The organism is Clostridium beijerinckii (assembly GCF_018223745.1).
In the GTDB taxonomy this organism is placed as follows: domain Bacteria; phylum Bacillota; class Clostridia; order Clostridiales; family Clostridiaceae; genus Clostridium; species Clostridium beijerinckii.
The window spans coordinates 3,966,348-3,979,635 of the sequence record NZ_CP073653.1; the positions used below are offsets into that span (position 1 = coordinate 3,966,348).

The 13,288-nt window shown below is 29.3% G+C and carries 12 protein-coding genes; all 12 read right to left on the reverse strand.

Going from position 1 to position 13,288, the window contains the following annotated elements:
* Positions 1-92: 92 nt before the first annotated feature.
* The 12 genes from KEC93_RS17940 to KEC93_RS17995 all read right to left on the reverse strand — a co-directional run bounded on the left by KEC93_RS17940 (position 93) and on the right by KEC93_RS17995 (position 13,134).
* Positions 93-1,001 carry a 4Fe-4S binding protein gene (locus KEC93_RS17940; RefSeq protein ID WP_077867821.1) on the reverse strand — a complete coding sequence of 303 codons (909 nt, stop codon included), beginning with the start codon at positions 999-1,001 and terminating at the stop codon, positions 93-95.
* A gap of 320 nt (positions 1,002-1,321) precedes the next feature.
* Positions 1,322-2,182 (reverse strand): riboflavin biosynthesis intermediates N-glycosidase, encoded by an 861-nt coding sequence (locus KEC93_RS17945; protein WP_077867822.1) that lies wholly within the window; start codon positions 2,180-2,182, stop codon positions 1,322-1,324.
* Between the two features lie 354 nt (positions 2,183-2,536).
* A complete protein-coding gene (locus tag KEC93_RS17950; RefSeq protein ID WP_077867823.1) occupies positions 2,537-3,400 on the reverse strand; it encodes a damage-control phosphatase ARMT1 family protein in 864 nt (287 codons plus the stop codon).
* A gap of 251 nt (positions 3,401-3,651) precedes the next feature.
* Positions 3,652-4,944 carry a B12-binding domain-containing radical SAM protein gene (locus KEC93_RS17955; protein ID WP_077867824.1) on the reverse strand — a complete coding sequence of 431 codons (1,293 nt, stop codon included), beginning with the start codon at positions 4,942-4,944 and terminating at the stop codon, positions 3,652-3,654.
* A 22-nt stretch (positions 4,945-4,966) separates the two neighbouring features.
* Entirely contained in the window at positions 4,967-5,926 is a 960-nt protein-coding gene (locus KEC93_RS17960) for a ketopantoate reductase family protein (protein ID WP_077867825.1), read from the reverse strand.
* A 296-nt stretch (positions 5,927-6,222) separates the two neighbouring features.
* The gene (locus tag KEC93_RS17965; protein WP_077867826.1) at positions 6,223-7,368 is read right to left on the reverse strand and encodes a glycoside hydrolase family 113; all 1,146 of its coding nucleotides are present in this window, start codon (positions 7,366-7,368) and stop codon (positions 6,223-6,225) included.
* Positions 7,369-7,536: 168 nt separating this feature from the next.
* Positions 7,537-7,911: a hypothetical protein gene (locus KEC93_RS17970; protein WP_077867827.1), complete on the reverse strand. Its 375-nt coding sequence runs from the start codon at positions 7,909-7,911 to the stop codon at positions 7,537-7,539.
* A gap of 23 nt (positions 7,912-7,934) precedes the next feature.
* The gene (locus KEC93_RS17975) at positions 7,935-8,948 is read right to left on the reverse strand and encodes a nucleotidyltransferase domain-containing protein (protein ID WP_077867828.1); all 1,014 of its coding nucleotides are present in this window, start codon (positions 8,946-8,948) and stop codon (positions 7,935-7,937) included.
* The gene (locus tag KEC93_RS17980; RefSeq protein WP_077867829.1) at positions 8,945-9,724 is read right to left on the reverse strand and encodes a nucleotidyltransferase domain-containing protein; all 780 of its coding nucleotides are present in this window, start codon (positions 9,722-9,724) and stop codon (positions 8,945-8,947) included. Before KEC93_RS17980 ends, KEC93_RS17975 begins: the two co-directional genes overlap by 4 nt.
* Positions 9,725-9,850: 126 nt before the next feature.
* Positions 9,851-10,177, reverse strand: a complete 327-nt coding sequence (locus KEC93_RS17985) for a hypothetical protein (protein WP_077867830.1) — start codon at positions 10,175-10,177, stop codon at positions 9,851-9,853.
* 104 nt (positions 10,178-10,281) lie between these two features.
* Complete coding sequence (locus KEC93_RS17990) at positions 10,282-11,505, reverse strand: RtcB family protein (RefSeq protein WP_077867831.1); 1,224 nt, start codon at positions 11,503-11,505, stop codon at positions 10,282-10,284.
* Positions 11,506-11,673: 168 nt separating this feature from the next.
* On the reverse strand, positions 11,674-13,134 hold the full coding sequence (locus KEC93_RS17995; RefSeq protein ID WP_077867832.1) for a TROVE domain-containing protein: 1,461 nt from the start codon (positions 13,132-13,134) through the stop codon (positions 11,674-11,676).
* Between the last annotated feature and the right edge of the window lie 154 nt (positions 13,135-13,288).

Below are 13,288 nucleotides of genomic sequence, written 5' to 3' on the forward strand. Positions count from 1 at the left end.
CTCAATACTCTCAATATTTATTTAATCGCTCCTTATATAAACAAAATCACTTTCTTTACTAACGCAAAATATACGGTGTATCTTCAAGCATGTTATTTTCTTTCCTGTAACTTAAGTGCCTTTGTAGGACACGAATTTGAACAAATTCCACAACCTACGCATTTTGAAATATCTGTTTTTATGATTCCATCAACCTTAGTAAATACATCAAAATGGCATCTTTTTATACAAGCACCACACTTAATGCAGTTATGTGAATTAAATTCAATGATTTGATTTGTTTTTGGCCAAAATCCACTGCTATTTCTTTTTGCCTGGCTTCTAAATAAATAACAGCAGTCTCCACAGCAATTACATATACCATTTGAATTAACTGTATGCATAAGACCTTTCTTATCAGCATTTTTTACTATTTCTTTTGCTCTTTCTTTATCTATTTCTTCTGATAAACCTCTATGTGCAAATGTATTAATTCCATTTCTATACGTAATACAGGTTTTAGTTGGTTTTCCACATTCTCCTCTAAGGCTTCTACAATCGCAGTAATTTAGATAAACAGGTCTATCCTGAGTGTCAATGAATTCTAACACCTTGTTAAGTGGTAAAATTTCATCCTCTGTAGGCCTTACACTAAAATCAGGGTCTAACCCATCATAATAAGCTTTAAAATACCAGGCATCCATAGAAAGTTGATCTGCCTTTGGAATGCTTCTATAAACCTCTTGCTCAGATATTGAAAAAATATCTAATCTACTATAAAAATTTGCTATTTTATATGTAGATGTCTCTTCATCTACAAGTGAAATAATACCTCTTCTATAGCTATTTTTTATAAACGCCTCTGAATTTTCATCTATAATTTTCTCTATGTCCTTCTTAGTAAATGTATCCTTGTCCATCTTATCTACAAATTCAATTTCTTTTTTAGTAAATATCTTGTTGATGAACGGATAAGCTACTTCAGGTATCTGGAACTTTTTAATAAAATTTTGTAAATCCATAAACACATCCCCACAGCCAAATAATTTTTTTGATAGTGCCTATTGCCTAAAATAAAACAAAAAAGACCGCAAAAATCCCTAAGCAGGAAAAGTCTAAAAAAGACTTAACCACCCTAAATTTCTACGATCTCTAGCTTTCTAGTCAATCATTTCTTATTTATTTTTATTAAGCATATATTATACTTATATTTATTTTTTAATTCATACTAATTTTATATGATTACTTTTTTATCAGTATATTCCCTAACCTATATTTTGTCAATAAAAACTTTGGTTAGAATTTGCTTTATAAAATAAATATACCATCTATCTGTACTACATTAACTATATCTATTATTCAACGAAACCCAATCAATCATATTGCTATTTTTACATACTCTTTTTATTTCATTTCTAACTTCCATTAACGCAAATCCGAGTAAATTTTCCCCGCGCCATAATTCTGGATTTTTGATATTAACATCCTCCTCAGACATCTGTATTCCCCATACATTATCATATGGACTTGCCTCTACTAATATTTTATCCCCTGTGGAAAGAAGAAATGTTTTTAATCTTTCATTTTGCATGAACTTATTATAATTTCCATTTATGATAATTGAATATTTAGCTCTATTCCAAATTTCTTCATCAAAACCTCTTACTTTACGTCCAAAGCTCTTTATTTCCTTAGGATCATAACTATTCATAATTTTTTCTTCTATTTCTTTGTCTCCAAAAAATCTAGCTTTTTCTGCCATCATATATTGTTCCATAAATAAATATTCAGTATGTCCAATATTGAACCTGCTCTTCCACCACTGGCTAAAGCAAGACTTTGTAATCCCGCCATCTTTTTTAGGATGATGCCCCCAGAAATAAATATATTCCAAGTTCTTTCCATCTTTATAATCTGAAATAAGGTTATTTAAATCATATTCAGGCTTGCCATCTTTTTGCCAAGTGTATGTCCAATAATTATTGTATTCATAAATATTATCTTCTCTTTCCCATCTTTTAGGCTCTGGAAACATTTCTTTATACTTTTTCTTCTCATCCTCTTCTAATTTATTAAACCATAAGTAAAAATCTATAGCATATCCTTCACCATATCCCATTCTCCATCCAATGCTTCCATTTGGAATTTCAGGATACATTAGCCATAGTGGAGCCATTAATAGATTTCCATTTTTATTTTCCATAATATCTTTCTCCTTACATATCTGCTTTTATATAATAAAACATCACTAACTAATTCCTCATCAATTGCATTAGCGACTTTTCCTCATTGTTCTCCATCATTAGTATATAAATTTATTTTATCCTTTATCTCAAAGCTGATAAACTCTCATTTTGATATCTTTAAATCTTTCTTGATTAATGCTTGTCTTATTTATGTATAGAACTAAGAATTCTTTTTAATATAGATCTTTAGAGCCTTAATTAATAAGACAAGAGCATATATTCCTAGCACACATAAGATTAATACTAAAATTCTAAATATAATCACTGGGATTATTTGCACTATTAAACCACTCATGACACACCTCCTGTAATTAAAATTTGTTTTTCATACAAATCATTTTCTTTTCCGGAGCACCAATATCATTTGCAATCACATCACATTTAGTCATTAACAGAAAATAGATATTTTTCTTTTCTTCACTCAAACATTCATAGTTAGCTTGCCCTTTAGCAATTACTACATCCGCCTTTTTATAGGCTTCTTTAAACTCATGACTTGTCTTTTTTAAAACAGTCCCAAGAGAACCATCTCCATTATCAATAACCTCTGCATATTCATCAATTCCTACAGCATATGCGTCTTCAGCTATAGAGTCATTTACAACAGGTTTACCTCGTACTCCAAAGAATATTTTAACATTAGGATTTAGTTCCTTTATTTTTTTCAAAAGAATCTTGTCCATACATATTTCTCCACAATTATCACCTAAGTATAATAATGTTTTTGAATTTAAAATATCTTCCGCTAGCTCTTTAGAATCATCTATTGCAAGTTCTAACTGTTCCATTTTTTCAAAATAATCAAATATATCCTCTAATAATGTATTGTGAATAGGATTAAAATCTATGATATTACCAACAATGGCATACCTTACTGCTAATTGAAACGAATTTTCAGCTTGCTCAATCTTCCTTTCAAATTCAGGTAACAGTTTTGAAAATAATGTATTATAGTAATTTCTAGTTTCTTTATATGGATCTTGATTATTAGTATGTTCTTTTATCATGCCAAAAATTTCTCCAATAATTTCTGGTGTAGTTGCCTCAAAATACATTTTACTGAGATATGTAAAAACTTCCTTTAATAACTCTTCCTTATTGTTAACCCCTGTAATATTTGCTACTTTAATAACTTGGTTGACCATACACGGCAAGCATTTATCATGTATTTTCATAATTGCACCTCTTTATTTCTAAATAATTTAGCAGTTTAAACTACCCTACAAATTACAATTTATCTTTTAGCTAATGATAGTAAATCTTATAAATACCATTCTGTTTAATTATAAAAAATATATTTCATTTATAATTCTAAATCCTATCTTTTCATTATTAACCCAATTGATATATGAATAATTTAAAGTTTAAATTATAACAAACTTCATAATTCATATAAACCAGTTACTTTAAAGAATTCTCTAATATACTAAAAATTATTTTTTGTACCGTTAAGACTTATCTTATATCCTAAATTTACAATTAAGTTATATAATATGTTTGTTTTAGATTTTCTTATTCTCTTATAAATAGATTTTAAAGAATAAAACTCTCTCCTAAACCACATATAGCCTTCAAACAGCTCTTCTGCGCTCATATTTTTAGGAATAAAAGCTACTCTAGTTTTTCCATTGTAATAGCTCCAATCCTCTGTTATTAATCTATTTTCTTCTTTTAGCTTTGAATATACTGGTGTTTTAGGCAGAGGAGTTAATATACTTACAGTTGCTCCATCTATTCCTAGCTCATTGCAGGCATCAAGAGTTTTCTTGAATACATCCTTTTTATCTGTATCAAATCCAAATATTATTCCAGCTTGTACACAAATTCCATTATTATGAATTTTGTCTATCATACTTTTATATTTATCTACATCATTTATACCTTTGTTTACACTTCCCAAACTATCCTGTGAAAAAGATTCTATTCCTACAAAGAAGTATACACAGCCAGCCTCTTTAGCTAATTTTAATAATTCATCATCTTTACATCTCTCTAGCGTTACTTGTGCTGCCCACTTTTTATTAAGTTTTTTCAATTCCAACAGTAATTCTTTCACAAAATTTATATCCCCAAAGAAATTATCATCCCAAAATACAAAAAACTTACTTTTCATGGTCTTTATCTCAGAAATAACTTCTTTAATAGGCCTTGTTCTAAACGGCTCACAATAAATTTGCTTTAAATTGCAATAACTACAATTATAAGGACATCCCCTCGAAGAAATAACTGCCCCTTTTGTAAAGTATCTTTTATGAATTAGATTTCTTCTTGCTATTGGCATATTTTTTAGATTAGGTACTTCTTCGCAAATATATTCTGGTTTTGCTTTATCCTCATAGAAATCTTCTAAAAATTCTGGCCATATAATTTCGCCCTCTCCCACCATTATATAATCACAATGTTTCTTTACCTCTTCTTGTAATAATGTTGCATGAGGACCTCCAATTACAACTTTAATATTCTTATCCCTAAACTTCTTCGATATATCATAACAATGGGCAGCATTTGATGTGTTTACCGTTATTGCAACCAGATGAAATTTTTCTTCAAAAGGAACTCTTTGATTATATTCATCAACTAGAGTTATTTCATATTTATTTTCATCTATGAAAGCTGCTAAGTATGGCATAGTTATCTGAATAAAATTATTAAATTGATTTTTTCTAAATCTATTTATTTCCTCATTCTCAGGTGTTATTAAAAGTATTTTTTTCTTCATGCCAATCCCCCCATATCTATTATCAATTGATACATGTTTCTTTGTTACGATTTTTTTCCAAATGACTTTGGAGTTCATCCCAATTTGGCGTTGAAATATTTGATTTTTGCTTTAATATATTGAATGCATCACTCAACATGAACATCTCATTAACTGCTGACATAGCATGATCGCTTATTGCTAGCCTTCCCATAGGTGTTATCATAATAATTTTCAATAATAGATAGAACATATATGATTTATTTCTAACAAAATTTTCTTCATTTTTAGGTAAAATGGAGTAGCCAAGTGATTCTAATACTTTATAGCCTTCATCGATTGCTTTAATAATTTGATTTAAAAGTTTTTTGCTCTTAGCTACTTTATGTAAATCTCCATCACATGCATATGAAGCATAACAAAGAGGCATAATTAGAGCAATATGACTTTTAAGCCACGAATCCATATCATCAAAATAAGTTAATTTATATTTTGTGTTTTTAAAAGCCCTATCTATAATGTTTTTCCATGATAAGTTACCATCTAATCCACCTAACTCCATTTGTCCGATTATACGCACGCAAATAACTTTTCCATTTTCACGTCTTCCGCCAGTACTTTGGAACCCAAAAGCAATATGTTTTTCATTACAGCTATTTTTTAGCATATAATTCTTAATTGCATGGGGATCTGCATTATTACCAACAAATATAATATTAGAACTTTTATTATTTGAAAGACATGGTAATATTGAATTTAAATGTGTATATTGCATTACTACAAATATTATTTCATACACTTCATTTGAAGGAAGAAAATCTATTACTTTTACTTTGTCAGTGGTAGTTTTACACTGTATATAATGGCGAATAACAAGTCCATTATTCTTCAATTCTTTAAAACGTTCGTTTCTAGCAAGCAATGTAACATCATTGCCTCCGCGTATCAATACATGAGCCAAATAACTTCCTAAAACACCAGCTCCATAAACTAATATTTTCATGTAAATTCCCCCATTCGTAATATATTAGCTTCTCACTATAGACTCCGTACTATTAAATCTTCAAATAACATTTAGCTATAACTAACATTGCAGTAATAAAAAAATAACTTTTTTTATTACATGCCATAGAAGCGGATTCTATAAACTTATTGCAATTATATTTCTATTATAGCATTTTTTAACAGCCCACATTATTGAACTTCAGATTTGATTGAATCTATAACAAAAAGTATCACATATCATATGATACGCGATACTTCAATTTACTATTTATTTTTATAACTGCACGGAATAATTTATTTTCCATTGCTATACCATTTTTTTATAACTTCTGTACTTTCTTGACTTGGATAATAATGTTTGTCATTGCTTTGTTCACCCACTGCAAATATAGAAAATCCTAAAAACCAAGGTTCATCTTGGAACTCTCTTCTATAGGCTTCAAAACAATTAGCTTGCTCAACGTTATTAATATTATTATTCTTATATGGATTCCAATTCCAAGGCTCGTATGATGCATAATCAAATTTAGGAAAGCCAAGTTCTCCAAAAAAAATAGGCTTATTCCATTTATCATAGAAGTTTTTTATTTCTTGTTTTATATTTTGGTGTCTAACTTGTCCATTAAAATCTATCTGAGAATTTTCTATTGCGCTTGTAAGATTTTCAACTGTATTTGTAGGATTCTTTGTAAGTTCGAAATAAGCTGCTATAGAAATAAAATCTACTTTTGAAAATAACTTATTATTTAACTTGTTATTATATGCAGTAACACTGTCAGGAGCCCATGAAGCAGTATCCCATTTATTTGTTCTGTATGTTACAAATCCTTTATAATATGTTCTAACATAATCTATCGTATCACACCAATTGTTTTCTTCTGATTCCATGTTAACTAGATTACTTCCTATGTTTAGGGCTGTTACATTATATGGTACTGCAATATCAGTTATCAATGTCTTTAATACATTAGTCTTCCAATTTAAAAAGAAAGCATTCATGTTATTCGGTTTCCATTCAGTTTCAGCCTTTGTGCCCTGCTCTATCCAAGGATATGGCTCTAATATTACATTTATATTGGTATTTGTATTCTTCAATTGTTTAATTAAATTAATTGCCTTTTCTTCACTTATTTTATCAACTATCATACTACTTGAAGAAATATTATCTACATCTATCATTACAGGTATATTTAAGGTATTCAACTGAAACTTATTCATATCATTTAGCACTTGTTCAGTATTATAGTCTGTTGATAAGCTACCTGATTTAATCTTCTTTCCATCAATTGTCCATCCGATTTTAGAATTTGATGTTTGATTATTTGTAATAGTAGCTGCTTGTACATTAGATGAAATAATAAAAAAACTACTGAAAATAATTGCTATTAAAATTATATTTTTCAGTTTGTCTACTGTTTTGCAATTGTTTATATATTTCATGTATTTATTTCTCCCCTAACTTTGTGCTTTTATAAGTTCTATTTGATATTCACCCTTGTAAATATATTCCTATTATAACACAATTTAAGGTAACACATTAGTTAATTCAATAAACATTTTTATTTGTTATATACACTTTACAGATGGCTCCACCATATGAAAATAATATCAAATCTTGCTATCTCTTTTATTAATTTCATCTGTTATTAAAAATTTTGAAATATACATTGCATTTATGATATTCTTAAGGCGAGTATGATGAGATGTCCCCTCCTCAAATTTTAGCTGAGCCTTCTCACATTTGCTGATAATAGAAACTACAGGTGGTAGTGCTTCTATTAATTCTTCTTTTGTATATTTATTCATAATAACTTCATCTGTTATTAACGATTTTGAAATGTATAGAGCTTTTAACCTATTTTTAAGAAGTGTATGTTGTGAGGTACCTTCTGCAAATTTTAGCTGCGCTTTTTCACAATTATTAATAGTTGACGATACAACTTTTAGTGCATCTACCAATTCTTCTCTTGTGTATTTTTCCATAGAATTTTACCTCCTAAACTAATCTACTTAATAATTTTTCTTGTACCATTATAATATCTCTCATACAAAGAAATCAATAATTCTTCAACTTGCCTCTCATCAGGTTCTTTAGGCAATGTAGTATTAACTGATGCTTCTTTAAAATTAAAATCATATAACTCGACTAACTTAAACAATTCATCATAACTATACTTGCCTTTTCTGATATCCATTAATAAATCATATTCTTTCTCTCGATAGGTGTTGATTTCATGAGTTTTTAATATTTCTGTTCCCATGATTAGGAGCCTTATTAAGTGCATAGCATGTTTTAAAAGCTTCCCCTCATCTTTTTTTCTATTCCTATGATTAAGCTTATCATAATCGTGAACAATATTACTCATTTCTGAGTATATACTTTTAAAATCTCTTAAAGAATACTTATCTATATGAATGTCCATTAATATCTCTGCTTCCTTTTTATCAGATTTATCAATATATAATTTTATACTCCCCTTTGGAAACTCTGTGTAATTAGATGAAAAATGATTCATTTGATTATTTATTGTATTAAGTATATGTTTCTCCTTTTCTTCCTTCGGATACTCATCCCTTGCCAAGGCATTTTGCAGTCTTCTTAATTGTGCAGTAGCATAATTACCAAAAGTGTGTATAACTCTTTTTGATAAGAACAGCTCTCTATTTTTACGTAATGCCTCACCATATTTATTCATATATATAATATGCTCATCCTTAGTACCTAATAATTCAAGAATATTAGGATTTCCCTTTAATGCTAATGAAACAAATTTCCTAAGTCCATATATAACAGTATCAGTTGCTGTATCTTCAAATTGTTCAAAACTTTGAAATCCATATATATTTTCTTTTCTTTCAATTGTAATTCCTCGTAAATCTACATCACTATTATCTATATTAGTACCATATCCAATTGACCCTGAAAGTGTTAAGTATATTATGTTTTCTCCTAAGTTTTCATTTGAATGTATAAATTTATATTCCTCTTTATTTAAAATTTCCTTTGTTACTTTATTCATTCTATATCACCGCTATATTCTTTAATAGTCTTATGGAAAAATTCATTTAGGATACTAGAATCTCTTTCTTTTTCAGTTTTAATATTTTTTGCATAACTATAATAATATTCTAGCTTGTCTCTTAAGAATTCCATTAATTCTGTAGGTTGTTTTATCGTGTCTGACTCTATCCTATCAGCTTTGATAGTAACAAGTTCTTCTATTATCGTCTTGACTTTGTCATCCATTTTAACTTCTTTCATCATTGCTTGTAAATTCATAGGTGGAATTGTATTGAAATTCTCTATCCACATACATGATAAAATTGGCCTAATAACATAAAAAAGCTTTTTGATGTTAACATTATTTAAGCCTTCCAATCCATCAAAGCTTTTCTTTGCAATATTTATATAATGGTATGTGACTGATATTGGTGAAAAGTACTTTTCTGCCACCTGTCTTAATTCTTTTACAAGCTCTTGATTTTGCCTGTAGGTAATTGGCGATGATAGCCATTCTAATAAAGATGCATTTGACCTGTACATTAGTTTTAAGGCTTTTCGAAGATCCCATCCATTAACATCTAACACCTCATCTACAGGTATTTCTATAATATCAGGGCCTTCAAATACACTTAAATACCATTCAACTGGATGTATATAAATAAATCTCACATCAAAATCACTATCCTTAGATTCAAATCCCCAGCCACGACTTCCTGACTCTATTGCATATAGTATTTTTACATTATTTTTTTCTTCTATATCTCTTAATTGAGCTTGTATTACTTTATCCATACTCAGTCCCTCCCAACAGTTAAATATGTAATCCAATAAATTATTATTCATCTATACACTTCATCTATGATACTTATAAATTGCATTTTAGCATTACATTATACACATAAGGTAATGCTAAAATAATTATTTCCAATAATAAATCTTTTTCCATAACCTAAAATCTTTATCATCAAGCCTTTTTTTATAATAATTAGGAAAATTATCATAACTTCCATAAAATATTAGACAACTTTTAAGATCTCTTTCAAGTTCAATCTTATATTCATTTAAAGTTTCTCTAAAAACGTAATCACGGAATGTCCAAGTATCATAAACCTTCCTATATGATTTTCCACTATGAATTTCAGTGGTTCTGCGGACCTTCTTATTTGCAGACCTCTTATACCAATATAAAGACTTTAATCCATATCCATCTTGATAAACCGATGTTTTTTTATAACTTCTTGACATTATATCGCCTCCGTTACAAGGCGTCATCTCTCCAAATCATTATCATCAACTCCTAACTTATTTTAGAAAAAATAATTTTGAAATCAGTGATTTAAATATTCTAATTACCCTTGAGCTTTAAAATTATAAATTGGTTTGATTATTTCAATAATATCAACAGTCTCAGAAATATTTTCAAGTATTTCTTCCTTAGGCTTATACACCATTGGAGCTTCATCAATTGTCGCTTCTGTAACTGAAGTTGTAAAAATCCCTTCCATTGAAGCCTTAAATTCTTCCAAATTGACTTTTTCCTTAGCTTTAGTCCTGCTCATAATACGGCCTGCCCCATGTGGTGCTGAGTAATTCCAATCTGGATTACCTTTCCCTATTGCAATTATGCTTCCATCTCTCATATTAAGGGGAATTAATACTTTTTCTCCTTCATAGGCGGAAATACTTCCTTTTCTAATTATGTTGTCTTTTAAGTTTATATAATTATGGGTAGTAGAAAATGCTTCAAATTCATCAAAACCTTTTCCAAGCAGCTTTTTCAAAATTATATCTGCCATTGTGTTTCTATTTAAGACAGCATATTCTTGGCAAATATTCATATCATGTAGATAATCCTTCCTATAATCTCCACTTAAAAAGCACAACTCTTTTGGGTAGCTTGGCATTAGGTCATTATATAGTGCTTCTAAATCTTTTAAAGCTTTCTGGATTTCTTTTCTACGTCCATCAGCTTTATATTCACTAATTATTTTTTCTCTTTTAACAAAGTAATCACCTTTACCACTGCATAAATCTATTGCAAGATTTTGATAAATACTAGCCACTTGTGTTCCTAAATTTCTGCTTCCTGAGTGAATCACAAGATACTTTATTCCATCAGCACTCTCATTTATTTCAATAAAGTGATTTCCCCCGCCTAAGGTGCCAATACTTCTTTCAATTCTTTTAGTATTTTTCAAGCTCCTATAACATTTTAAATTCTGCAATTCTGGGAATCTAACCACTCTTCCTTCATGTACATTCATTCCTGATGGAATATATTTATGGATAATCTCATCTAGCTTTTCTAAATCAACATCTACTCTTCCTAAATTTACAGTTAACATCCCGCATCCAATATCGACTCCTACAATATTCGGAATGACTTTATCACACAAATCAGCTGTAAATCCAATAACACAGCTTGCCCCTTTATGAGTATCTGGCATTATTCTAACCTTGCAGCCCTCTACAAAAGGCTGATTGCATAATTCCTCTAATTGTTCAATTGCTTCTGTTTCTATATTATCTGTAAATACTTTTGCAGTATTATATTTCCCTTTAACTTCTATCATAAATATTACTCCTCTAAAATTAAGGGGAGAAAAACTATTTAAGTATTTAGTGCTCTACCACCTGAGCTACTTATAATCTTTCCAAATTATAAGACCGGGTTCGAACCGGTGACATCTATCGTTAAAATCGAAGTAACTTAAATATACACTTCCCCTTACTATTTTTGTCTATATAATTGATTCTAATTTTTCCTTAAAATAATACTCTTCAATCTTGTCCTTTATATTGCTAAGACCGTTTTCTACATTTGGTATGAATTCTAGTATTTTTTCATTCCATCCTGCAATTATATTTACTTTGTCTCCTTTAAATTGCTGTGTACCATAACCTAAAAGGTCAATTGCATGTACACAGACATTAGGATTTACTTGCTTTCTATATTGATTTATCAAATCTTGGCATACTCTAGCATATCCATAATTTATTTCGTTGTCTGATAGAATTATTATTCTATCAACATAAATTTTATTATCTAACAAATGATATATTGGCAATGAAAGATTTGTCCCTCCGCCTGTAACCCTTATAGAATTTGCATTAGCTATAATTCCATTTGTAGCTGCAAATGGAGTTATTTTAAATCTTGTATCAAAAGTACTTGTTATAGCTTCATCACAAATGCTATTTGCAATCGCCATAAGAACAGTACCTATTTCAGCACAAGTAGTATCACTTTTTCTACTTAGCGTACTTCTCATAGAACCTGATACATCAGCTGATATAAAAGTCTTACCACTAAGTCGCTCTATGTTGTCTGTAGAAAATCTAATTGCTTTTTCGAGAGTATCATAAATTTTTGATGTTCCAAGACCTTCATTTGATAATACTTTAAATGCTGAATAATATCTAAAAGGTAGCTGCTTGCTATTTTTAACTCTATTCTCATTTTCTAAAATTTCATATACCTTTTCTATATTATCTGGTTCAGCTTTAATGATGTTTCTCAAATTACGAAGTATAGCCATATAACCAAGCTTATTGCTATCAATTAATTTTTCCCAAGTATTCTTGTTATTGCCCTCACTTGAAAGCATTGTTTCCCATGTAAATGGTGTTTCTAGGTTATCCTCAAGTAATCTCTTAAACATATCGCTTTGCTTACCTGTGCTTGGTCTTGGATGAACTAAATTTACTATGTCCTTAAGTTTAATCTCCTTTGATCTATTGTATTTTGCAAGAGAATACTCATCAAATCTTATGAAAGAATCACCTAACCCTTTCTTGAGTGAATTTGGAATTGGTTTGCCATATACATTTAGGTAATAACTTAAAATTTCCGCCATATCATCTACTCTCTCAACTATTTCACTTAGAACTCTTCTAACATACTTCTTTCCCTGCACATCATGAGCAAGCTCTGCAGCCATAACATGAGAAATGCTTCTTAAATGAATTTCTTTTCTAGCATATATGGCCAAATTTGCTACAAATTTCGGATCTATCTTAATAACATTTCTTAAATCGTTAACTATTTCTAAAGAATTATCTCCATAAAACTTTCCTTCATTAAAGAAACTTGTTAAAACTTCAGTTATTAATTTTTCCTTCAGTTCCATTTTAAAAGCCACATGGCCTTCCTTATTTACTGTATTTACTGTTGTGTTTCTAAAAAAATTAAATTTTGACATTTTAATTTGCTCCTTTCAATGATGAAGTTATATTTTTCAGATGACTTATGGAGTTGCACCATACTAATACTCTTATCATCATGTCAAATCAATTTTAATTAAATTGATTTATATCCTTTGCGTCCTACTTGTGAAGAAAAAATTTAAAACAATA

What these genes read in the sequence shown, in the direction of transcription:
- KEC93_RS17940 (WP_077867821.1), bottom strand. Translation starts at nt 1,001, where the DNA reads ATGGATTTACAAAATTTTATTAAAAAGTTCCAGATACCTGAAGTAGCT.
- KEC93_RS17945 (WP_077867822.1), bottom strand. Translation starts at nt 2,182, where the DNA reads ATGGAAAATAAAAATGGAAATCTATTAATGGCTCCACTATGGCTAATG.
- KEC93_RS17950 (WP_077867823.1), bottom strand. Translation starts at nt 3,400, where the DNA reads ATGAAAATACATGATAAATGCTTGCCGTGTATGGTCAACCAAGTTATT.
- KEC93_RS17955 (WP_077867824.1), bottom strand. Translation starts at nt 4,944, where the DNA reads ATGAAGAAAAAAATACTTTTAATAACACCTGAGAATGAGGAAATAAAT.
- KEC93_RS17960 (WP_077867825.1), bottom strand. Translation starts at nt 5,926, where the DNA reads ATGAAAATATTAGTTTATGGAGCTGGTGTTTTAGGAAGTTATTTGGCT.
- KEC93_RS17965 (WP_077867826.1), bottom strand. Translation starts at nt 7,368, where the DNA reads ATGAAATATATAAACAATTGCAAAACAGTAGACAAACTGAAAAATATA.
- KEC93_RS17970 (WP_077867827.1), bottom strand. Translation starts at nt 7,911, where the DNA reads ATGGAAAAATACACAAGAGAAGAATTGGTAGATGCACTAAAAGTTGTA.
- KEC93_RS17975 (WP_077867828.1), bottom strand. Translation starts at nt 8,948, where the DNA reads ATGAATAAAGTAACAAAGGAAATTTTAAATAAAGAGGAATATAAATTT.
- KEC93_RS17980 (WP_077867829.1), bottom strand. Translation starts at nt 9,724, where the DNA reads ATGGATAAAGTAATACAAGCTCAATTAAGAGATATAGAAGAAAAAAAT.
- KEC93_RS17985 (WP_077867830.1), bottom strand. Translation starts at nt 10,177, where the DNA reads ATGTCAAGAAGTTATAAAAAAACATCGGTTTATCAAGATGGATATGGA.
- KEC93_RS17990 (WP_077867831.1), bottom strand. Translation starts at nt 11,505, where the DNA reads ATGATAGAAGTTAAAGGGAAATATAATACTGCAAAAGTATTTACAGAT.
- KEC93_RS17995 (WP_077867832.1), bottom strand. Translation starts at nt 13,134, where the DNA reads ATGTCAAAATTTAATTTTTTTAGAAACACAACAGTAAATACAGTAAAT.